The 20,718-nt window shown below is 74.4% G+C and carries 20 protein-coding genes and 1 tRNA gene; 9 read left to right on the forward strand and 12 right to left on the reverse strand.

Features of this window, described 5'->3' with window-relative positions:
• The first annotated feature begins 128 nt into the window (after window positions 1-128).
• On the forward strand, window positions 129-1,400 hold the full coding sequence (gene nhaA / locus EMA09_RS09250; RefSeq protein WP_129840587.1) for a Na+/H+ antiporter NhaA: 1,272 nt from the start codon (window positions 129-131) through the stop codon (window positions 1,398-1,400).
• Here nhaA and EMA09_RS09255 read toward each other — a convergent pair.
• From EMA09_RS09255 to EMA09_RS09275, 5 genes are all read right to left on the reverse strand, one after another.
• Window positions 1,373-2,449: an ABC transporter ATP-binding protein gene (locus EMA09_RS09255; RefSeq protein ID WP_129840588.1), complete on the reverse strand. Its 1,077-nt coding sequence runs from the start codon at window positions 2,447-2,449 to the stop codon at window positions 1,373-1,375. The genes nhaA and EMA09_RS09255 overlap by 28 nt on opposite strands.
• Window positions 2,449-3,330, reverse strand: coding sequence for a carbohydrate ABC transporter permease (locus EMA09_RS09260; RefSeq protein ID WP_129840589.1), 882 nt, complete (start codon window positions 3,328-3,330; stop codon window positions 2,449-2,451). The genes EMA09_RS09255 and EMA09_RS09260 overlap by 1 nt, the downstream gene beginning before the upstream one ends.
• On the reverse strand, window positions 3,327-4,220 hold the full coding sequence (locus tag EMA09_RS09265) for a sugar ABC transporter permease (RefSeq protein WP_129840590.1): 894 nt from the start codon (window positions 4,218-4,220) through the stop codon (window positions 3,327-3,329). Before EMA09_RS09265 ends, EMA09_RS09260 begins: the two co-directional genes overlap by 4 nt.
• Window positions 4,210-5,586, reverse strand: coding sequence for an extracellular solute-binding protein (locus EMA09_RS09270; RefSeq protein WP_129840591.1), 1,377 nt, complete (start codon window positions 5,584-5,586; stop codon window positions 4,210-4,212). Before EMA09_RS09270 ends, EMA09_RS09265 begins: the two co-directional genes overlap by 11 nt.
• Window positions 5,587-5,700: 114 nt before the next feature.
• Entirely contained in the window at window positions 5,701-6,915 is a 1,215-nt protein-coding gene (locus EMA09_RS09275; RefSeq protein WP_129840592.1) for a pyridoxal phosphate-dependent aminotransferase, read from the reverse strand.
• A gap of 89 nt (window positions 6,916-7,004) precedes the next feature.
• On the opposite strand from EMA09_RS09275, the gene EMA09_RS09280 reads away from it, so the two are divergent.
• On the forward strand, window positions 7,005-7,688 hold the full coding sequence (locus tag EMA09_RS09280; protein WP_129840593.1) for a helix-turn-helix domain-containing protein: 684 nt from the start codon (window positions 7,005-7,007) through the stop codon (window positions 7,686-7,688).
• Here the strand turns inward: EMA09_RS09280 and EMA09_RS09285 are convergent.
• The 6 genes from EMA09_RS09285 to EMA09_RS09310 all read right to left on the reverse strand — a co-directional run bounded on the left by EMA09_RS09285 (window position 7,660) and on the right by EMA09_RS09310 (window position 12,754).
• A tRNA-Cys gene (locus tag EMA09_RS09285) sits at window positions 7,660-7,731 on the reverse strand. The genes EMA09_RS09280 and EMA09_RS09285 overlap by 29 nt on opposite strands.
• A gap of 114 nt (window positions 7,732-7,845) precedes the next feature.
• Window positions 7,846-8,871: a Gfo/Idh/MocA family oxidoreductase gene (locus tag EMA09_RS09290; protein ID WP_129840594.1), complete on the reverse strand. Its 1,026-nt coding sequence runs from the start codon at window positions 8,869-8,871 to the stop codon at window positions 7,846-7,848.
• Between the two features lie 73 nt (window positions 8,872-8,944).
• A complete protein-coding gene (locus EMA09_RS09295) occupies window positions 8,945-9,853 on the reverse strand; it encodes a sugar phosphate isomerase/epimerase (RefSeq protein ID WP_129840595.1) in 909 nt (302 codons plus the stop codon).
• Window positions 9,850-10,695 (reverse strand): ATP-binding cassette domain-containing protein, encoded by an 846-nt coding sequence (locus EMA09_RS09300; protein WP_129840596.1) that lies wholly within the window; start codon window positions 10,693-10,695, stop codon window positions 9,850-9,852. Before EMA09_RS09300 ends, EMA09_RS09295 begins: the two co-directional genes overlap by 4 nt.
• Window positions 10,692-11,729, reverse strand: a complete 1,038-nt coding sequence (locus tag EMA09_RS09305) for an ABC transporter permease (protein WP_129840597.1) — start codon at window positions 11,727-11,729, stop codon at window positions 10,692-10,694. Before EMA09_RS09305 ends, EMA09_RS09300 begins: the two co-directional genes overlap by 4 nt.
• Complete coding sequence (locus EMA09_RS09310; RefSeq protein ID WP_129840598.1) at window positions 11,726-12,754, reverse strand: sugar ABC transporter substrate-binding protein; 1,029 nt, start codon at window positions 12,752-12,754, stop codon at window positions 11,726-11,728. The genes EMA09_RS09305 and EMA09_RS09310 overlap by 4 nt, the downstream gene beginning before the upstream one ends.
• Window positions 12,755-12,923: 169 nt before the next feature.
• On the opposite strand from EMA09_RS09310, the gene iolC reads away from it, so the two are divergent.
• From iolC to EMA09_RS09340, 6 genes are all read left to right on the forward strand, one after another.
• The gene (iolC, locus tag EMA09_RS09315; protein WP_129840599.1) at window positions 12,924-13,862 is read left to right on the forward strand and encodes a 5-dehydro-2-deoxygluconokinase; all 939 of its coding nucleotides are present in this window, start codon (window positions 12,924-12,926) and stop codon (window positions 13,860-13,862) included.
• A complete protein-coding gene (locus EMA09_RS09320) occupies window positions 13,859-14,776 on the forward strand; it encodes a deoxyribose-phosphate aldolase (RefSeq protein WP_129840600.1) in 918 nt (305 codons plus the stop codon). The genes iolC and EMA09_RS09320 overlap by 4 nt, the downstream gene beginning before the upstream one ends.
• A 73-nt stretch (window positions 14,777-14,849) precedes the next feature.
• Window positions 14,850-15,773 (forward strand): 5-deoxy-glucuronate isomerase, encoded by a 924-nt coding sequence (iolB, locus tag EMA09_RS09325; RefSeq protein ID WP_206305926.1) that lies wholly within the window; start codon window positions 14,850-14,852, stop codon window positions 15,771-15,773.
• On the forward strand, window positions 15,770-17,647 hold the full coding sequence (iolD, locus tag EMA09_RS09330; RefSeq protein ID WP_129840601.1) for a 3D-(3,5/4)-trihydroxycyclohexane-1,2-dione acylhydrolase (decyclizing): 1,878 nt from the start codon (window positions 15,770-15,772) through the stop codon (window positions 17,645-17,647). Before iolB ends, iolD begins: the two co-directional genes overlap by 4 nt.
• A gap of 13 nt (window positions 17,648-17,660) precedes the next feature.
• Window positions 17,661-19,154, forward strand: a complete 1,494-nt coding sequence (locus EMA09_RS09335; protein WP_129840602.1) for a CoA-acylating methylmalonate-semialdehyde dehydrogenase — start codon at window positions 17,661-17,663, stop codon at window positions 19,152-19,154.
• A gap of 185 nt (window positions 19,155-19,339) precedes the next feature.
• Complete coding sequence (locus EMA09_RS09340) at window positions 19,340-19,543, forward strand: MerR family transcriptional regulator (protein WP_129840603.1); 204 nt, start codon at window positions 19,340-19,342, stop codon at window positions 19,541-19,543.
• Here the strand turns inward: EMA09_RS09340 and EMA09_RS09345 are convergent.
• Complete coding sequence (locus tag EMA09_RS09345) at window positions 19,506-20,129, reverse strand: VTT domain-containing protein (protein WP_129840604.1); 624 nt, start codon at window positions 20,127-20,129, stop codon at window positions 19,506-19,508. The genes EMA09_RS09340 and EMA09_RS09345 overlap by 38 nt on opposite strands.
• A gap of 333 nt (window positions 20,130-20,462) precedes the next feature.
• Between EMA09_RS09345 and EMA09_RS09350 the strand changes: the two genes are divergently transcribed.
• On the forward strand, window positions 20,463-20,675 hold the full coding sequence (locus EMA09_RS09350) for a heavy-metal-associated domain-containing protein (protein ID WP_129840605.1): 213 nt from the start codon (window positions 20,463-20,465) through the stop codon (window positions 20,673-20,675).
• The last annotated feature ends 43 nt before the right edge of the window (window positions 20,676-20,718 follow it).

Genomic DNA, 20,718 nt, shown 5'->3' on the forward strand with positions numbered 1-20,718 from the left:
GTCCCGTCACGGGACGTGACGGCGAAGGTGTGCCGGGAAGTCTGGTCGGCAGCGCCGCGCGGGCGCGCGCGGCGTTTCGTGAGCGATCGCCCGATCGCTCGGACCGCCGACCGGAAGGGGACACCCCCATGGCCCGCCGCCCATTGCTGCCCACACTCCGCCCGTCCCGCCAGAACAGCACCTCGGCCGACGACGAGCGCGACCGCCGCAGCGTCGCCGAGTTCCTGCGCCTCGAGGTCACCGGCGGGCTCCTGCTGCTCATCGCGGCGGCGCTGGCCCTCGTCCTCGCGAACTCCCCGCTGGCCGGCACCTACGAGGACGTGCGCGACCACCACCTGTCCGTCCCGTTCCTCGGGCTCGACCTGTCGGTCGGGCACTGGGCGTCGGACGGGCTCCTCGCCGTCTTCTTCTTCGTCGCCGGCACCGAGCTGAAGCGCGAGTTCGTCGTGGGCGAGCTGCGCCGCCCGGCCCGGGCGGTCCTGCCGATCGTGGCCGCCGTCGGCGGCATGGTGGTTCCCGCGCTGATCTACGTGCTGGTCGCCGGCGTCGGCGGCGGTGACCTGGACGGCTGGGCCGTTCCGATGGCGACGGACATCGCGTTCGCCCTCGGCGTGCTCGCCGTCGTCGGACGTCATCTGCCGTCCGCGCTGCGCACCTTCCTGCTCACCCTCGCCATCGTGGACGACCTGATCGCGATCACGGTGATCGCGATCTTCTTCACCTCCGCGCTCGACCTGTGGGCGCTGCTGGGCGCGGTGGCCGGTCTCGCCCTGTTCCTGCTGCTGCACCGCCTGGGCGTCACCGGCTGGTACGTGTACGTGCCGCTCTCCCTGGCGATCTGGGTGCTGATGTACCACAGCGGCGTCCACGCGACGATCGCCGGCGTGGCCATCGGCATGCTGCTGCGCGCCGAGCCGGGTCCGCTGGAGAAGGAGGCGCCGGCGGAGCGGATCGGCAGCCTGCTGCACCCGCTGTCGGCGGGGCTCGCGGTGCCGCTGTTCGCGCTGTTCGCCGCGGGGGTGAGCGTGTCCGGCGACACGATGGGCGACCTGGTGCGGCAGCCGGAGGCGCTGGGTGTCGTGATCGCCCTGTTCGTCGGCAAGACGCTCGGCGTCTTCGGCTCCGCCTGGCTGACGGAACGGTTCACCGGCGCGCGGCTCAGCCCCGAGCTGCGGTGGGCCGACATCCTCGGCGGCGCGATGCTCGCCGGTGTCGGCTTCACCGTGGCGCTGCTGGTCGCCGAGCTGGCCTTCGAGGACGTGCCCGTCCTGCGGGACGAGGTGAAGGCGGGCGTCCTCATCGGTTCGGTCGTCTCGGCGGTGTGCGCGGCGGTCGTGCTGACGGCGCGCGGGCGCGCGTACCTGCGGGCGGGTCAGGCGACGAGTTCACCGTCCCGGTAGAGCAGCACCCGGTCGGAGCGCGGGACGGCGTACGCCGTGTCCCCCGGCGCGGCCGGCACGTCCTCGGGCACCACGACCTGCACGGCTCCCGCCGGGCCTTCGAGGGTGACGAGCTGCGTGGCGCCGAGGCTCTCGACGACGGTGACGGTGCCGGGCAGCGCGCCGCCGTCGGGGGACGGCGCGGACCGCAGCGCGAGGTACTCGGGCCTGATGCCGTAGACCACCTCCTCGCCGCCCGCGAGCGCGCCGCGCGCGGGTCCCGCGGGCAGCGGGACGCCGCCGACCGTGACGTGCGCGCCGCCCGGCGCCGCCGTGCCGGGCAGCAGGTTCATGGGGGTGGAGCCGATGAAGGAGGCGGTGAACGTGTTGGCGGGCCGCCGGAAGACGTCGGTCGGCGTGCCGAGCTGCCGTATCCGCCCGGCCTCCAGGACGGCGATGCGGTCGGCGAGCGCGAGGGCCTCCGCCTGGTCGTGGGTGACGAACACGGTGGTGACGCGCAGCTCGCGCTGGAGGCGCTTGAGGAAGGTGCGGGCCTCCAGGCGCAGCCGCGCGTCGAGGTTGGACAGCGGCTCGTCGAGGAGGAAGGCGCGGGGGTGGCAGGCCATCGCGCGGGCCAGGGCGACGCGCTGCTGCTGGCCGCCGGAGAGCTGCCCCGGGCGTCTGCCGAGGTGGTCGGCGAGGCCGAGTTCGGCGGCGGTCTCTTCCGCCCTGGCGCGCCGCCGCGCGGTGGGGACCTTCCGGATGCGCAGGGGGTAGGCGATGTTGTCGGCGACCGTCATGTGGGGGAAGAGGGCGTAGTCCTGGAAGACCATGGCGATGTCCCGGGCACCGGGGGGTGTGCAGGTGACGTCGTCACCGCCGATGGCGATCGTGCCGCCGGTGGCCTCCTCCAGGCCGGCGATCGTGCGCAGCAGGGTCGTCTTGCCGCAGCCCGAGGGGCCGAGGAGGGCGAAGAACTCCCCGTCCTCCACGGTCAGGTCGATGCCGTCGAGGGCGCGGACGCCGCCGGGGTAGTCCTTGGTGAGCGCGGTGAGGTCGATGGCGGCCATCAGCGTTTGATCCCTCCGTGGAACCTGAAGCCGTAGCGGGACGACACGAACAGGAACATCAGGACGACCGGCACCGAGTACAGCAGCGAGAACGTCGAGATCAGCGCGAGGTCCGGCTGCCCGCCCTCGGTGTAGAAGGTGTACATGACGACGGCGGCCGGTGACTTCTCCGGTGAGCGCAGCAGGAGGAACGGCACGAGGAAGTTGCCCCAGACCTGGGCGACGGACCAGACGCCGATCGTGGCGAGGCCGGGCCTGATGAGCGGTACGACGATGTGCCGGACGATCTGGAGGGGAGTCGCGCCGAAGACCCGGGCGGACTCCTCGTAGCCGGCGGGGGTGGCGTCGGTGAAGTCCTTCAGGATGAAGATGGCGCTCGGCAGCAGCCCGCCGGTGAGGACGAGGACGACGCCGAGCTGCGAGTCGATCAGGCCGAGTTCGTGGGCCAGGTTGAACAGGGGGACCATCGCGACGGTGCCGGTGACGATGGAGGACAGGAGCAGCAGGGCGTAGAGCAGTCCGTCGCGGCCGGGGATGCGGACGCGGCTGAGGGCGTAGGCGGCGAGCGCCCCCGCCGTGACGGTGAGGGCGCCGGTGCCGGCGGCGAGGAACAAGGAGTTGCGCAGGGAGCGGAGCGCCGCCTCGTTGTCGAGGAGTTCGCGGAAGTTGTCGAGGGTGAACGAGGGCAGCGACGTGGTGAGCTGGGGCGCGCGGTCGAAGGGGGCGAAGGCCAGCCACAGCAGCGGCAGCGAGAAGAAGGCGAGCAGCAGGCAGAGGAACGTGTAGCGCAGCACGGTGCGTGCGGCGGCGCGGGCGGCGGAACGGGCGGCCGCGGCGGGCGGGACTTCCGTGGCGGGTGGTGCGGCGGGTGTGGTGGTCATGCGGCCTTCTCCCGGGCGCGCAGCAGGCGCGTGTAGACGAGGGCGATCACCAGGTTGACCAGCAGCATGAGGACGGACAGGGCGGCGCCGTAGCCGAGTTCGCCGTCGAACAGGGCCGCCTTGTAGATGAAGACCGACATGATCTCCGCCTCGTCGCCCGCGCCACCGCCCGTCAGCAGGAACGGCGTGAAGTCGTTGAACGTCCACAGGCTGATGAGCAGGAGGTTCGTCAGGATGTGGCCGCGGATGCGGGGCAGGACGACGTCGCGGAGCTGCTGGAGGGGCGATGCGCCGGCGAGGCGCGCGGTCTCCAGGTGGGACGGCGGGACCGTGCCGATCGCGGCGGCGTACAGCATCATCGAGAACGCGGTGCCGCGCCAGATGTTGAAGACGATGATCGACGCCATCGGGTGCTCGACGAGCCAGGCCGTCCCGTCGGTGCCGAGCAGCGTGTTGAGGGTGCCGCCGTCGCGGTCGAGCAGCGCGATCCACAGGAACGCGACGACCGATCCCGGCAGGATCCAGGCGAGGAGGACCAGGGCCTCCACCAGGCGGCGCAGGAGGCCCGTGCGGTCGCGCAGCAGCCAGGCGATCGTGAAGCCGAGCAGCGCCTGGCCGAGGACGGCCGAGCCGACGACGAACTGGAGGGTGAGGCCGAGGGAGTGGGTGAAGCGGTCCTCGTCCAGGGCGCGGCGCACGTTCTCCAGGCCGGTGAACTCGGGGTCGGCGGCGGCCAGGCCGGTGAGGCGGTAGTCGGTGGCGCCGAGGTAGAGGGTCCACAGGGCGGGCAGCACGAGGAAGGCGGCGACGAGCAGCAGGGCGGGCGCGGTGAAGGCCGCCGCGCGGGCGCGCCCGAGCCCTGCCGCGTCGCCCGGTGTCTCAGTCGCCACCGTCGATCTCCGCGACGGCCTCGGCGTAGGCGTCGGCGGCCTCCCGTGCCGTGCTCTCGCCGGACGCGACGGCGGCCGTCGCCTCCTGCAGCAGGACGGACACCTGGGGGTACGCGGCGAGCGGCGGCCGGTAGGTGGTGATGGGCAGGACCTCCTCGGCGACGAACGTCAGCATCGGGTCGTCCGCGAGGACCCGCGCGTTGACGTCGTCGCGCGCGGTGATGCGGGGCGTGCCGTCGACGGCGGCGGTGATGGCCTCGGCCGAGTTCATGAACTCCAGCAGCTCGGTGGCGAGCCCGGGATCGTCGCCGTGCGGGTTGACGACGCGGACGCTGCCGCCCGACGTGCTGACGAAGTCCTGCCCGTCGACGCCGCCGCCGGGCCGCTGGGCGGGGATCCTGGCCCAGCCGACGGCCTCGTCGCGGTCCGCCATCGGCGCGGTGCCGTCGGGGGACAGCACGCTGCGCCAGAAGTAGTCGCTCTCGACGAGGATGCCGACGCCGCCCTCGGCGAAGCGGGCGAACGACTTGTCGCGGCCCTGCGTCTCCTGCTGGAGCACGGGGTCGCCGAGCCCGCCGCCGTACACCTCCTCGTAGAGGCCGAGCACGTCGGCAAGACCGTCGTCGGCGCCCGTCCAGCCGCTGCCGTCGTGGACCTCGGCGCCGGTGCCGGCCAGCAGCGGCAGGACGCCCTGCATGGTGGTCGCCTCGCCCATGGCGGTGCCGGCGTTGAGCTGGATCGGGGTCACGCCGTCGAGGCCGGCCAGGGCGCGGGCGGCGTCGAGGATGTCGTCCCAGCCGGTGGGCTGCCAGTCGGCGGGCAGGCCGACCTCGGCGAAGAGCGTCTTGTTGTAGAAGAGGACACGGCCGTCCGTGCCCCACGGGATGCCGTACAGGTCGCCGTCGTACGTCGCGAGTGCGCGGACGGCCTCGGGTATCTGCTCCCAGCCGTCCCAGTCCGCGTTGTCGAGGGGCTCGATGTACCCGGCCTGGGCGAACTCGCCGACCCAGATGCCGTCCAGCGTCATGATGTCGGGTCCCGTGCCGGCCTGGAGGTCGAGCGCGAGGCGGGTCTTGTACTGCTCGTCGTCCACTCCGCTGGACTCGAAGGACACCTCGACCTCGGTGCCCCGCTCGCGCATGTGCTCCTCGAAGGCGGGGATCACCCAGTCCTCGATCCAGGCGGCCTCCTCGGCGTTCTTGCCGCCGGCGACCGCGTTGGCCGAGATGGTGAGGCTCGCGCCGCCGCCCCCGCCACCGTCCCCGCCGCCGCAGGCGGTGGCCGCGAGGGCCAGGGCCACCGCCCCGGCCAGCGCGCCGCCCCGGCGCCGTCGTGCCCGTGCCCGTGCCTGTGCTCGTGCTCCCATCGGCCATCTCCTCATCGAGACGCGTGCGCTGAGACGGAACGTGCGACGAGGAGGTGTTACCCGCGGGACGGGGGTGCGTAAAAGCGCGCGGCCCGGGCGTGCGGCGGCGCCGGGTCAGCTCTGCCGGTAGCCGTCGAGGAAACGGCCGATGCGGCCGATCGCGGTCTCCAGGTCGTCGGCGCGCGGCAGGGTGAGGATGCGGAAGTGGTCGGGGCGGCCCCAGTTGAAGCCCGTGCCCTGCACCACCTGGATCTTCTCGCGCAGCAGCAGGTCGAGGACGAAGCGTTCGTCGTCGTGGATCGCGTGCACGGACAGGTCGATGCGGGGGAACGCGTACAGCGCGCCGCGCGGTTTGACACAGGAGATGCCGGGGATCTCGTTCAGCTTGCGCCAGGCGATGTCGCGCTGCTCCCGCAGCCGGCCGCCGGGGAGCACCAGGTCCTTTATCGTCTGCCGGCCGCCGAGGGCCGCCTGGATGGCGTACTGGGCGGGCGCGTTGGCGCACAGGCGCATGGACGCCAGCATGGTGAGGCCCTCCAGGTAGTTCCTGGCGTGCTGGCGCGGCCCCGAGACGACGACCCAGCCGGAGCGGAAGCCGGCGACGCGGTACGCCTTCGACAGGCCGCCGAACGTCAGGCAGACCAGGTCGGGGGCGAGGGTGGCGGGGCTGATGTGCTCGGCGTCGTCGTAGAGGATCTTGTCGTAGATCTCGTCGGAGAAGACCATGAGGCCGTGCCGGCGGGCGAGGTCGAGGATGCCCTCCAGGATCTCGCGGGGGTAGACGGCGCCGGTGGGGTTGTTGGGGCTGATGATGACGACGGCCCGGGTCCGGTCGGTGATCTTGGCAGCCATGTCGTCGAGGTCGGGGTACCAGTCGGCGGACTCGTCGCACACGTAGTGGACGGGCGTGCCGCCGGCGAAGGTCGTGACGGCGGTCCACAGGGGGTAGTCGGGCGCGGGCACCAGGATCTCGTCGCCGTCCTCGACGAGGGCCTGGACGGACATGGCGATCAGTTCGGAGACGCCGTTGCCGAGGTACACGTCGTCCACGTCGAGGCCGGTGAAGCCGCGCTCCTCGTAGTGCTGCACGACGGCGCGGCGGGCCGGGAGGATGCCGCGGGAGTCCGTGTAGCCGTGGGCGCTGGGCAGCGATCTGATGATGTCCTGGAGGATCTCGTCCGGCGCCTCGAAGCCGAAGAGCGCGGGGTTGCCGGTGTTGAGGCGCAGCACGGAGTGGCCCGCCTTCTCCAGCGCGTCGGCCTGCTCGATCACCGGCCCGCGGATCTCGTAGCACACGTTGGTGAGCTTGCTCGACTGCCGGAATTCCATACGACGACCTCCCTGGACACGACCTCTTGTCCTTGGTTCTACCAAGTGATGACTTGGAAAGTCCAACCATTGCTCCCTAGACTGGCCGCATGCCACGCCGAAGCTATGACCAGTACTGCGCCACCGCCCGCACCCTCGACGTGGTGGGGGACCGCTGGTCGCTCCTGATCGTGCGCGAGTTGACGGCCCGTCCGCTGCGCTACACGGATCTGAACGCCGACCTCCCCGGCATCAGCACCGACATGCTGGCCACGCGCCTGAAGGACCTGGAACGCGACGGCGTGCTGACCCGCCGCAGGCTGCCCCCGCCCGGCACGGCGTCCGTCTACGCGCTGACGGACCGCGGCCGGGCGCTGCTGCCCGTCGTCGAGGCGCTCGCCGAGTGGGGCGGCCCGCTGCTCGGCGACCCGAGACCGGTGGACGCGGTGCGGGCGCACTGGTTCGCCGTGCCGCTGCGCGGGCGGCTCGCGCCGCTGGCCGGCGAGGAGTCGGGCGTGGTGGAGGTGCGGCTGCCCGAGGGGGTGTTCCACGTGTGGCTGGGCGGCCCGGAGCGCCCGGCGTACGGGACCGGCCCGGCCGATGCGGCGGACGCCGTCCTGCACGCCGACCTGGCGACCCTCAGATCCCTCACGGACGGCACGCTCGGCGCCGCCGACGCCCTCGCCACGGGCCGGATGACGGTCGATGGCGAGGGGCCGGTCGCCGAGGCGCTGCGCAAGCACGCCGGCCGACCGGCCCCCGCGGAGGCCGTGGCGGGAATCGAACCCGCGTAACCCGCTTTGCAGGCGAGCCCCTGAACCACTCGGGCACACGGCCGTGACGCGTACGACTGTGCCCGTCGCGGCCCGGCGCCCACAAGGATTCCCGGCGAGTGGTGACACGATCGCCACGCGCGTTCACGGGCGTTCGCACGGGTTCACACACCGCGGCTCAGGCGCCGCCGTAGAAGCGGGGCCGCTCGATCATGTCCACGGCCACCCGGCGGCCCGTGCGCTGGGCCTCCGTCCCGGCGGCGCAGGCGGCGGCGACCGCGTAACCGTCCCACGCGCTCGGGCCGGTCACCTCGCCGCGCCGGGTGGCGTCCACCCAGTCCTGCACCTCGCGGTCGTACGCGTCGGCGAAGCGGGCCAGGTAGTCCTGGGCGACCGGGCCGCCCCAGCGCCCGGCCGTGTTGACGAGCAGGCCGTGCGCTTCGCCGATGCGCGCGGTGCCGCGCTCGCAGACCGCCTCCGCCTGCACCTGGTAGCCGAAGCCGCTGCCCGCGAAGATCTCGACGTCCACGAGCGCCCCGGCGTCCGTCTCGAACACGACGAACTGCGGGTCGCGCAGCCCCTCGGGCGCGTGCCGGCTCGGCGCGGGGCGGAACACCTGCACCGCCGTGATCTCCTGGCCGAGCAGCCAGCGCGCGGCGTCGAACTCGTGCGCCACCGAGTCGTTGATCAGCGTCTCGTCGGTGAAGTACGGGTGGACCGCGACGTTGCGGTGGCGGCAGTGCAGCATCAGGGGGCGGCCGAGGGCGCCGTCCGCGAGCAGGGCGGCGAGCTGGACGTACTCGCTGTCCCAGCGGCGCATGAAGCCCACCTGGACGCGCCGGGCGCCGAGCTTCTGCTCGGCCGCGAGGACGCGCAGCGCGGCGGCCGGGTCGGGGGTGAGCGGCTTCTCGCACAGGATCGGCAGGCCGCGTTCCAGCGCGGGGAGCAGGGCCGCCTCGTGCGCCGGCGCGGGCGAGGCGATCAGGACGGCCTCCACGCCCGGCGCGGCCATCGCGGCGAGCGGGTCGGCGTGGACGGTGCAGCCGTCGAGCCCCGCCGCGGTCGCGCGGGCGCGGTCGGTGTCGGGATCGGCGACGGCGGCGACCCGGGCGCCGCTGACGACCCGGTCGAGGCGGCGCACATGGTCGGCGCCCATCGTTCCGGTGCCGATCACGGCGACGCCGAGGGGGGCGGTGTGCGTCATGCGGGGTCCTTGCGTGGTGCGGTGGTGCGGGCGGTGCGGTGGTACGGGCGCGCGCTGCGGCGTACGGCCGAGGCTACGCGCCGCAGGCGGCGAGGAACCGGCGGGTCCTGCCCGCGATCGGCAGCGGCTCGTGCGGCAGGCACGGGTACATGTCCTGCTCGACGATGGCGAACAGCTCGACGCCGAGGTCCTGCGCCGCGGCCAGCACCGGCGGCAGGTCCGGCACACCGGCCGGCGGCTCGCTGAAGACGCCGCGCCGCACGGCCGGGCCGAACGGCAGACCCTCCGCCCGCACCTCCGCGAGGACGGCGGGATCGACCTGCTTCAGGTGCAGGTAGCCGACGCGCTCGCCGAACGTCCGCAGCAGCTCCAGGCTGTCCCCGCCGCAGTACGCCCAGTGGCCGGTGTCCAGGCAGAGGCTGACGGCGGCCGGGTCGGTCGCGTCGAGGAGGCGGGTGACGGCCGCCGTGTCGTCGAGGTGCGTGTCGGCGTGCGGGTGGACGACGATCCGCAGCCCGAACTCGTCCCGCACGGCACGGCCGAGGCGCTCGGTGCCGGCGGCGAGGTCGGCGGTCTGCGCGGCGGTGAGGCGCGCCGGCTCGATGGGCGCGCCGGTCACCTGGTCGCGCCAGAACTCGGGGATGACGACGAGGTGTCCGGCGCCCATGGCCCGGGTGAGGCGGGCGACCCGCGCGACGTGCTCCCAGGTGGCGTCCCAGACGGAAGGGCCGCGGTGCAGGGCGGTGAACACGGTGCCGGCCGAGACCGCGAGGTCGCGGCGGGCGAGTTCGTCGGCCAGGCGGGCGGCGTCCGTGGGCAGGTAGCCGTAGGGGCCGAGTTCGATCCAGTGGTAGCCGGCGGTGGCGACCTCGTCGAGGAAGCGCTGCCAGGGCACCTGCGCGGGGTCGTCGGGGAACCAGACGCCCCAGGAGTCGGGCGCCGAGCCGACGCGGATGCGGTCGAGGGCGGTGCCGCTCGTCATGACTCGCTCTCCCTGGTGGTGCGTGGGGTGTCGCCGAGTTCGGCGCGCAGCGCGTCGAGGTCGGCGCCGCCCGCCATGTGGTCGGTCAGGTCGGGCAGGGTCACCGCGTCGCGCGCGGCGCTCAGCTCGACGGTACCGAGGCGCAGGACGGTGAAGTGGTCCCCGACGAGGTGGGCGTGGTGCGGGTTGTGGGTGACGAGGACGACGCCGAGGCCCCGCTCCCGCGCGGCGGCGACGTACCGCAGGACGACGCCGGACTGCCGTACGCCGAGCGCGGCCGTCGGCTCGTCGAGGACGAGGACGCGCGCCCCGAAGTGCACGGCGCGCGCGATCGCGAGGCACTGCCGCTGGCCGCCGGAGAGCGATCCGACGGGCTGGTCCAGGTCGTCGATCACGATGCCCATGGCCCGCAGTTCGGCGTCGGCGACGCGCTTCATGCGCGGGATGTCGAGCCACTGGACCGGCCAGCGTCCGCGGGTCGGCTCGCGGCCGAGGAAGAAGTTGCGCCACACGGGCATCAGCGGCAGCGTCGCGAGGTCCTGGTGGACGGTGGCGATGCCCCGGTCCATGGCCTGGCGGGGCGACGACAGGCGCACGGGGGTGCCGTCGATCCGGTACTCGCCCTCGGTGTGCCGCAGCAGCCCGGAGACGATGCGGATGAGGGTGGACTTTCCGGCGCCGTTGTCGCCGAGCACGCAGCTCACCCGCCCGGCCCTGACGGTGAGGTCCACGCCGCGCAGGGCGCGGACGGGGCCGTACGAGGCGCCGACGCCGGTGAGCGAGACGATCGGGTCGCCGGGGCTCGCTGCGGGTCCCGGGCGGCCGGTGGTGGGCGCTGTCATGGGGATCGCCTCCGGGTGGCCTGCTGCCTGACCCACAGGTTGAGGAGGACGGCGAGCAGGAGCATCGCGCCGAGGAAGAACGCGAACCAGTCGGGCTCCCAGTCGGCGTAGACGATGCCCTGCGACACCATCCCGAAGAGGAAGGCGCCGACGACCGCGCCCGGGACGGAGCCGAAGCCGCCGGTGAGGAGGCAGCCGCCGATGACGGCGGCCGCGATGTACCGCAGCTCGTTGCCCACGCCGCCGCCGGACTGCACGGTGTTGAACGCGAACAGGTGGTGCATCCCGGCGAACCAGGCGGCGAACCCGACCGTCATGAACAGGCTGATCCGCACGAACGTCACCGGCACCCCGGCCGCCCGCGCGCTCGCCGCGTCGCCGCCCGTCGCGAGGACCCACGACCCGTACCGCGTGCGCAGCAGCACCCAGGTGGCGAGGGCGGCGAAGCCGAGCCACCACAGGACGGTGACGCGCAGCTCGGTGCCGGCGATCGAGAACGACGACGAGAAGAGCGCCTCCGCCTGCTCGAAGCCGTCCATGTCGCGGATGGAGTCGGTGGCGACGTTGCCGGTGACGGCCTTGGTGACGGCGAGGTTGAGGCCCTGGAGCATGAGGAAGGTGGCGAGCGTGACGAGGAAGCTGGGCAGCCGCGTCCGCACGAGGAGGACGCCGTTGAGCGCGCCGATCGCGAGGGACAGCACGAGGGCGGCCAGCACGCCGGACCACACGTTCAGCGTGAACTGGAACGCCACCATGCTCGCGGTCAGCGCGGAGGTGGTGACGGCGACGCCGGCCGACAGGTCGAACTCGCCGCCGATCATCAGCAGGGCGACCGCCACCGCCATGATGCCGAGGGTGGAGGACTGGTAGAGGACGGTCGCGAGGGAGTCGAGCTTCCTGAAGGGCGGCGCGACGGCCCAGAAGAGGAGGTAGACGGCGACCGCCCCGGCGAGGGCGCCGGTCTCGGGGCGGGCCAGCAGCCGGCGGGCGAACGGCCTGCGCGCGGCCGGCCGGGCCGCTGCGGGGGCCGTCACCGTGTGCCGTTCCTGGCGTGGTCGGCGACCGTGTCGACGTTCTCCTCGTCGATGAACGCCGGGCCGGTGAGGACGGGTTCCGCGCCGCCGCCGCTGATGTTGCCGTTGAAGACGTACAGCCACAGCGCGTCGATCGCGAGGTAGCCCTGGAGGTAGGGCTGCTGGTCGACGGCGAACGCGATGTCGCCGTCCTCGATGGCGGTGACCAGCTCGGGGTTGAGGTCGAAGGTGGCGATCCGCGCGTCGCTGCCCGCGTCCGTCACGGACCCGACGGCGGCCAGCGCGAACGGCGCCCCGAGCGCCACTACCCAGTCGATCGACGGGTCCTGCTGGAGCTTCGCCTGGATCGTGGAGCGCACGGCGGGCATGTCCGTGCCGTCCACGTAGAGCGTCTCCAGGTCGCCGTCGAAGGTCTCGGCGACGCCGCCGCAGCGCTGCTCCTGGGAGACGTTGCCCTGCTCGTGGACGACGCAGACGCCGTGCCGGCCGCCCTCGTCGTTCAGCCGGTCGCCGAAGGCGCGGCCGGTGAGGGCCTCGTCCTGGCCGAAGTAGGACAGCAGCCCGGCGTCGCGCCACGCGTCGAGCCCGGAGTTGAGCCCGACGACGGGGATGCCCGCCTCCCGGGCGCGGGCTATGGCGCCGCTGACGGCCTCCGGGTCGGCCATGGTGAGGGCGATGCCGTCGACGTCCTGGTCGACGGCGTTGTCGATGAGCGCGGACTGTTCGGCGGGCGAGGGGTCGCCGGCGTAGACGAGGTCCGCGTTGTCCTTGGCGGCGGCCTGCTCGGCGCCCTTGCGCACGATGTCCCAGAAGGTGTCGCCGGGGGCGCCGTGGGTGATGAGGGCGACCGTGATGCGCGGCGTGTCCGCGCGCCCGGCCGCGGCCTCCTGCTCGGCCCGCTCCCGGGCGCGCTTCCCGCCGGAGTCGCTGGAGCAGCCCGTGGCGAGCGCGGCGGCCACCACCAGGGCGGCCAGGGCGGCCAGACCCCTCCGGACCGCGGAACGGTCGCCGTTCCGTCGTCGCATCGTCCGCCCTCCCACTTCGCCGTGAGAACTGCCGGTGCCCGCTCACTACCCCGTCCGTGGCGTCCTCATGTCAGCCACGGCGGCGGGCGGCGCTGAGGTGCGGCGCTTCCGGGTAGACGTTCGGTACGGACCGGGAGATCCCGGGCGGCGGACGAGCGGAGGGGCGGCGATGGACGTCATCACCATGGGGCGCATCGGTGTCGACATCTACCCGCAGCAGTCGGGTGTGCCCCTCGCGCGGGTGGAGACGTTCCGCAGGTTCCTCGGCGGGTCGGCGACGAACGTGGCGGTCGCGGCGGCGCGGCTCGGCCGGTCGGCCGCCGTGATCACCCGGACCGGACGCGACCCGTTCGGCGCCTACTGCCGCGAGGCGCTGCGCGCGTTCGGCGTGGACGACCGGTGGGTGACGGACGTGCCGGACCTGCCGACGCCCGTCACGTTCTGCGAGCTGTTCCCGCCCGACGACTTCCCGCTGTACTTCTACCGCTATCCGAAGGCCCCCGACCTCGAACTCCGCGCCGGGGACCTCGACATGACGGCGATCGCCGCGGCCGGCGTGTTCTGGGCGACCGGCACGGGCCTGTGCGAGGAACCGAGCCGTGCCGCCACCCTCGCCGCACTCGCCGCCCGCGGCCCCGGACGGGTGGCGACCGTGCTCGACCTGGACTGGCGGCCCATGTTCTGGGCGGGCGGCGACCCCGCCGCCGCGCGCCCCCACTACCGCGCGGCCCTCGCGCACGCCACGGTCGCGGTCGGGAACACGGAGGAGTGCGCCGTCGCCACCGGCGAGCGCGAGCCGTACGCCTGCGCGCGGGCGCTCATCGACGCCGGGGTCGACCTCGCCGTCGTCAAACGCGGCCCCGCGGGCGTGCTCGCGATGCGCCGCGACGGCACGGCCGCCGACGTGCCGGCCCACCCCGTGGACGTGGTGAACGGCCTCGGCGCGGGCGACGCGTTCGGCGGCGCGCTGTGCCACGGGCTGCTGGCCGGGTGGGACACGGAGCGGACCGTCCGGTACGCGAACGCCGCCGGCGCCCTGGTCGCGGGCCGCCTCGCCTGTTCGTCCGCCATGCCGTACCCGCACGAGGTGGAGGCGCTGCTGTCATGACCCCCTCCCCCGCCCGCCCTCCACGCGCCGGGTCCGTCGCCGACCTTCCGCTCCTGCGCGCCCGGCATCCGGAGGCGATCGCCGATGCCGCCGCGCTGCGCACCCGCCGCCCGCTGCTGGGCACCCGGGACCGGCTGCTGATCGTCGCCGCCGACCACCCGGCGCGGGGAGCGTTCGCCGCCGGCGGCCTCCCCACTGCCATGGCGGACCGGCACGACCTGCTGGAACGCCTCCTCACCGCCCTCGCGCAGCCCGGCGTCGACGGCGTGCTCGCCACCGCCGACACCCTGGAGGACCTGCTGCTGCTCGGCGCCCTGGAGGACCGGCTCGCCCTCGCGTCGATGAACCGGGGCGGCCTCGCGGGCGCCGCGTTCGAGCTGGACGACCGGTTCACCGGCGCCCGCGCCGAGGACATCGCGCGGCTCCGCTTCGACGCCGGGAAACTGCTGCTGCGCGTCGACCTGTCGGACGCCGGGTCCCTCACGACGGCCGCGTCCGCCGCCCGCGCCGTGGACGACTGCGCGCGGCACCGGCTGCCGGTGTTCGTCGAGCCGTTCCTGTGCCGGCGCGACGCGGCCGGGCGGCCGGTGGCCGATCTGGGTCCGCGGGCCGTCGCCGCGTCCCTCGCCATCGCGTCGGGGCTCGGCGGCACCTCGGCGTACACCTGGCTGAAGGTGCCCGTGCCCGACGATCCCGCCGCGATGGAACGTGTCATGGCCGCCACCACCCTGCCCACCGTCCTCCTCGGCGGCGACGCGCGCGTCGGCCCCGGCGGCACGGGGGACGTCTGGGAGCGCTGGCGCACCGCGCTGCGGCTGCCCGGCGTCCGGGGCCTGGTCGCCGGCCGCGCCCTGCTCTACCCGCCCGACGGCGACGTGGCGGGCGCCGTGGCGCGCGCCGCCGCGCTGCTGTGAGCCCCCGCCGTACGCCCGCCCGTCACCCCGCCCACCCGTTGACCGCCCGCCGAGGGGGAAGGACCGCACCACCGTGGAACCCCGACTGCACCTGCCCGCCGGATCCGCCGCGTCCGGCCCGTACGACCTGCACGTCTCGCCCGACCGCGCCGGGTGGTCGTACGCGTCGCTGCGCGTGCTCACCCTGCCGCCGGGCGGCGGCCACACCTTCGCGGCCGGCGACAGCGAGTGGATCGTCCTGCCGCTCGCGGGCGGCGCGACGGTGACGGCGGACGAGGCGATCATCGAGCTGACCGGGCGTGCCGACGTGTTCGCCGGCGTCAGCGACTTCGCGTACGTGCCGCGCGACACCGCCCGGGTGACGGTCGCCTCGGCGGGCGGCGGCCGCTTCGCGCTGGCCGGGGCGCGCTGCGCACGGCGCCTGCCCGCGCGGTACGGGCCGGCCGGCGGCGTGCCGGTCGAGCTGCGCGGCGCGGGGACGTGTTCGCGCCAGGTGCACAATTTCGCCGCCGCCGACGTGTTCGACGCCGACCGCCTGATCGCCGTCGAGGTGTACACCCCCGGCGGCAACTGGTCGTCGTACCCGCCGCACAAGCACGACGAGTCACGGCCGGGCGAGGAGTCGTGCCTTGAGGAGATCTACTACTACGAGATCGCCCCGGAGCCCGGCGTACGTCCCCCCGCCGACGCTCCGGCCGCTGCGGCCGGATTCCAGCGCGTCTCCCCCTCGGGGCCGGACCGTACGACCGATGTGCTGACCGAGGTCCGCGACGGCGACGCCGTCCTCATCCCCGACGGCTGGCACGGACCCTCGATCGCCCCGCCGGGGCACACCCTCTACTACCTCAACGTCATGGCGGGACCCGACCCCGACCGGGCGTGGCTGATCCGCGACCACCCGGACCACGCCTGGCTGCGCACCACCTGGCCGGGCACCCCCGTCGATCCGAGACTCCCGCTGGCCCGGCGGGCCGGCTCCGAGGAGGCTTCCCGGTGACCACGCACCGCCTCACCGTCGCCCAGGCCCTCGTCCGCTTCCTCGCCGTCCAGTACACGGAACGCGACGGCGTACGGCACCGGCTCGTGGACGCCTGCTGGGGCATCTTCGGCCACGGCAACGTCGCGGGCATCGGCCAGGCCCTCGTGGAGCAGGGGTACGGACCCGACGCGCCGCTCCCCTTCCACCAGGGCCGCAGCGAACAGGCCATGGTCCACGCGGCCACCGCGTTCGCCCGCCAGAACGACCGGCTCTCCGCGCAGGCCGTCACCACGTCCATCGGCCCCGGCGCGACCAACCTCGTGACCGGCGCGGCCCTCGCCACCGTCAACCGGCTGCCGGTCCTCCTGCTGCCCGGTGACACCTTCGCCGGCCGGCCCGCCGACCCCGTCCTCCAGCAGCTCGAACACCCGGGCGCGGGCGACGTGTCGGTGAACGACGCGCTGCGGCCGGTCAGCCGCTGGTTCGACCGCGTGCACCGGCCCGAGGCGCTGGTCCCGGCCGCCCTGGCCGCGATGCGCGCCCTCGCCGACCCGGTCCGCACCGGCGCGGTGACCCTCGCCCTGCCGCAGGACGTCCAGGCGGAGGCGTACGACTGGCCGGCCGCGTTCTTCGCCGAACGGGTCTGGCCGGTCCCCAGGCCCGCCCCCGACGCGACCGCGCTGTCCCGCGTCGCCGACGCCGTCCGCACCGCGCGCCGCCCCCTGCTGGTCGCCGGCGGCGGCGTGCACCACAGCCGCGCCGAGGAGGCCCTGCGCGAACTCGCCGACGCCACCGGCATCCCGGTCGCGTCCACCCAGGCGGGCAAGGGCTCCCTGCGGCACGACCACCCGTGCGACGTCGGCGGCATCGGCCACACCGGGACCGCCGTCGCCGACGACCTGGCGCGCGACGCCGACCTGGTCATCGGCGTCGGGACCCGCTGGACCGACTTCACGACGGCCTCCGGCACGCTGTTCACCCGGCCGGGGGTGCGGTTCGCCACCCTCTCCCTCTCCCCCGACGACGCCCACAAGATGGCCGGGCTGCCGCTGGTCGCCGACGCCCGCGCCGGGCTCGCCGCCCTCGTCGCCGCCCTGAGCGGCCACCGCGTCGACGACGCCTACCGCGCCGAGTACACGGCGGCCAAGGCGGCCTGGGAGCGCGCCACCGCCGCCGTCCTGCGCCCCGCCGACCCGGCGGCACGTCCCACCCAGCCCCAGGTCCTCGGCGCACTGGAGGAGGTCGTGGGCGACACCGACGTGGTGATCAACGCCGCCGGGTCCCTGCCGGGCGACCTGCACCGCTTCTGGCACGCGCGGTCGCCGCGCCAGTACCACGTCGAGTACGGCTACTCCTGCATGGGCTACGAGATCCCCGCCGCGATCGGCGTCGCGCTCGCCGTGCCGGGGCGGCCCGTGTGGGCGCTCGTCGGGGACGGCACCTACCTGATGAACCCCACCGAGCTGGTGACGGCCGTCCAGGAGGGCGTGCCGCTCAAGCTGCTGATCGTGGACAACCACGGCTACGCCTCCATCGGCGGGCTGTCGGAGCAGACCGGCGCCGAGCGCTTCGGCACGGCCTACCGGTACCGCGCGCCGGACGGCTCGTACACCGGCGCGCCGCTGCCGGTCGACCTGGCGGCGAACGCCGCTTCCCTCGGCCTGCGGGTCATCACGGCGGCGACCTGGGGCGAGCTGCGGTCGGCGCTCGCCGAGGCACGGGCCGAGCCGCGGCCGGTGTGCGTGTACGTGGAGACCGATCCCGCGCCGTCCGGTCCGCCGCCGCAGGCGTGGTGGGACGTACCGGTCGCCGGTACGTCGTCGCGCGCGGCGGCGCGGGAGGCCCGCGCGGAGTACGAGCGCCGCGCGGCGGGACGGCGCCATCGCCTGTGAGGAGGGTGCGGACATGAGGTCGATCGGGCACTTCGTGGGCAACCGGCAGGTGCCGGGCGCGTCGGGCCGCTGGGGTCCGGTGCACGACCCGGCGACCGGGGAGCTCACCGGGCGGGTCGCGCTGGCGTCCGCCGCCGAGGTCGACACGGCGGTGGCGGCGGCGCGGGAGGCGGCCCGGCCGTGGGCCGCGGTGTCCCTCGCCAGACGGACGGCGCTGCTGTTCGCGTACCGGGAGCTGCTGCACGCGCGGCGCGACGAGCTGGCGCGGATCGTGACGGCCGAGCACGGGAAGATCCACGCCGACGCGCTGGGCGAGGTGGCGCGCGGCCTCGACGTCGTCGAGCTGGCGTGCGGGGTCCAGCGGGAGCTGGCGGGCCGCGTCTCGACGGAGGTCTCGTCGGGGGTGGACGTGGTGTCGCTGCGGCAGCCGCTCGGGGTGGTGGCCGGCATCACGCCGTTCAACTTCCCGGCGATGGTGCCGCTGTGGATGTTCCCGCTGGCCGTGGCGTGCGGGAACGCGTTCGTCCTCAAGCCGAGCGAGAAGGCGCCGTCGGCCGCGCTGCGGCTCGCCGAACTGGCCGCCGAGGCGGGCTTCCCGCCCGGGGTCCTCGGTGTGGTCAACGGCGGCAGCGAGGCCGTGGACCGGCTGCTCGCGCACCCGGACGTCGCGGCGGTGAGCTTCGTCGGCTCGACGCCGGTGGCAGAGGCGGTGCACCGCGCGGCGACGGCGTACGGCAAGCGGGTGCAGGCGCTCGGCGGCGCGAAGAACCACATGGTGGTGCTGCCCGACGCCGATCTCGACCTGGCCGCCGACGGCGCGGTGGGCGCGGCGTTCGGCTCGGCCGGTGAGCGGTGCATGGCCGTGTCCGTGGTGGTGGCGGTGGGCGACGCCGCCGACGGTCTCGTGGCGCGGATCGCGGAGCGGGCGCGGGCCGTGCGGGTGGGTCCCGGGCACGACCCGGCCTCCGCGATGGGGCCGCTGATCACGGCGCAGCACCGGGACACCGTCGCGTCGTACGTGCGGGGCGCGCGGGCTCAGGGGGCGGAGGTCGTGGTCGACGGCACGGGGTGCCGGGTCCCGGGGTACGAGGGGGGCTTCTACCTCGGCGCCTCGCTGCTCGACCGGGTGACACCGGGGATGGACGCGTACCGGGACGAGATCTTCGGCCCGGTGCTGTGCGTGGTGCGGGCCGCGTCGTACGAGGAGGCCGTCGCGCTGGTCAACGCGTCGCGGTGGGGGAACGGCGCCGCCGTCTTCACGCGGGACGGCGGGCTGGCGCGGCGGTTCCAGCTGGAGGTGACGGCGGGGATGGTGGGCGTGAACGTGCCGATCCCGGTGCCGGTGGCGCACCACTCGTTCGGCGGCTGGAAGGACTCGCTGTTCGGCGACCACCACGTGTACGGCGAGGACGGCGTGCGGTTCTGCACGCGCGGCAAGGTGGTGACGAGCCGGTGGCCGGGGCCGGCGGCCGGGGGTGTCGATCCGGTCTTCCCGTCGGGCGGCTGACGGGGTGTGCGGTACCGCCCGTGTCACGGCACCGCAACGGTTGTCACCGTTGCGCGGTCCGGGCGTCACGGCCGTCCGACAGACCCTGACCGGCCCGGCCGCGTCTCGTTCTCGGGACGGGCGCTGACGTGGCGTCAGGTCCGGCGCCGGCCGGGCGGGTCCGGTGGCACCGGGAGGAGCGGGAGATGTCGCAGCGTCAGGACGGGCTGTGGTCCTACAAGGAGATCGCCGCCCACATCCGGGTGCAGCCCGACACCGTGCGCTCCTACCGCAAGCACGGGCTGCTCCCGCCGCCCGACGCGGTCGACCGCGGTCGGCCGCTCTGGCACCCGGACACGATCCGGGAGTGGGTCACGCGCCGCCCGGGGCGTCGGGGACGAAGGGCGTAGGGACGGGGCGGCGGGGCGGCGTGCTCCCGCGGCCGTCCGGCTTGTCCCCGCCGCACCGGCTGAGGGCCTGGGCGACGACGGCGACGACGAGGGAGACGCCGGTGCCGATGAAGAGCGACGGCCAGGCACCGCCGAGCGCGGCTCCGCCCCAGTACCCGATGCCGACGCTGTAGGAGGCCCAGATCAGCTCGGCGATGCCGGCGCCGAGGAGGTAGCGGCGGGCGGGGTAGCCGACGACGGCTGCGGTCAGGGCGCCGACCACACGGCCGCTGGGGACGAAGCGCACGCCGATGACGAACGGGAGCCCGTGCGCGCGCATCCGGGAGGCCGTCCAGTGGAGGGCGGCGCTGCGGCGGGGCGTCCGGGAGAGCCAGCGCAGGGCTCGGCGGCTGCCGAGGACGCCGCAGCCGTAGATGAGGGCGTCACCCGCGAGGGCACTGCCGGCGACGACCAGCAGGACGAGGGGCAGGCTCATGTCGCCCGCCTGCGCGAGGGCGCCGGCCGAGGCGATGAGCGCTGCGTTGGGCACCAGCGGGGGTGCGGTGGTCAGGGCAAGCAGCACGTACATCCACAGTGCGCTGTCCATGGGGGCGTCCGTTTCCTCACGGCGGGTCTCCCCGCCGGCCAACCTGTCAGCAAAAGCTGACACATGACACGCGGCGTGCGGAACATCATTTCTTCACTACCCGGGACGTTGCCGGGACGCCCCCTAGGGACTCCCCGGGGCCACCCCCGAACGGCCTCGGGGTAACCCCTCGTCCCACTGTCCGGGGGGCCGATCGGGGCGGTCCACCGCGCATCCTCCAAGGCACCGGCGCGTTTTGCGTGCGGTCCGCACAGCGACCCTCCCGCGTCATACCCCTCGGGGGTATAGAATCAGCGCGTCGGGGGAACCGGGAGTGAAGGGATTGAGGACAGGATGAGCACCGTCACCTACAAGGTCTCCGGGATGAGCTGTGGACACTGTGAAGGAAGTGTCTCCACCGAGGTGTCCGCGCTGCCGGGGGTGCGCGAGGTCAGGGCCACGGCCGCCACGGGCCTGGTCACCGTGACGGCGGACGAGCCGCTGAACGACGACGCCGTGCGCGCCGCCGTGGACGAGGCGGGGTACGAGCTGGTCGGACGCGCCTGACCAGGGGGCCGGCCGAAGGCAGACATGAGAAGCGCCCCGCACT

Origin of the sequence: Streptomyces sp. RFCAC02, from assembly GCF_004193175.1 — a bacterium.
Classification (GTDB): domain Bacteria; phylum Actinomycetota; class Actinomycetes; order Streptomycetales; family Streptomycetaceae; genus Streptomyces.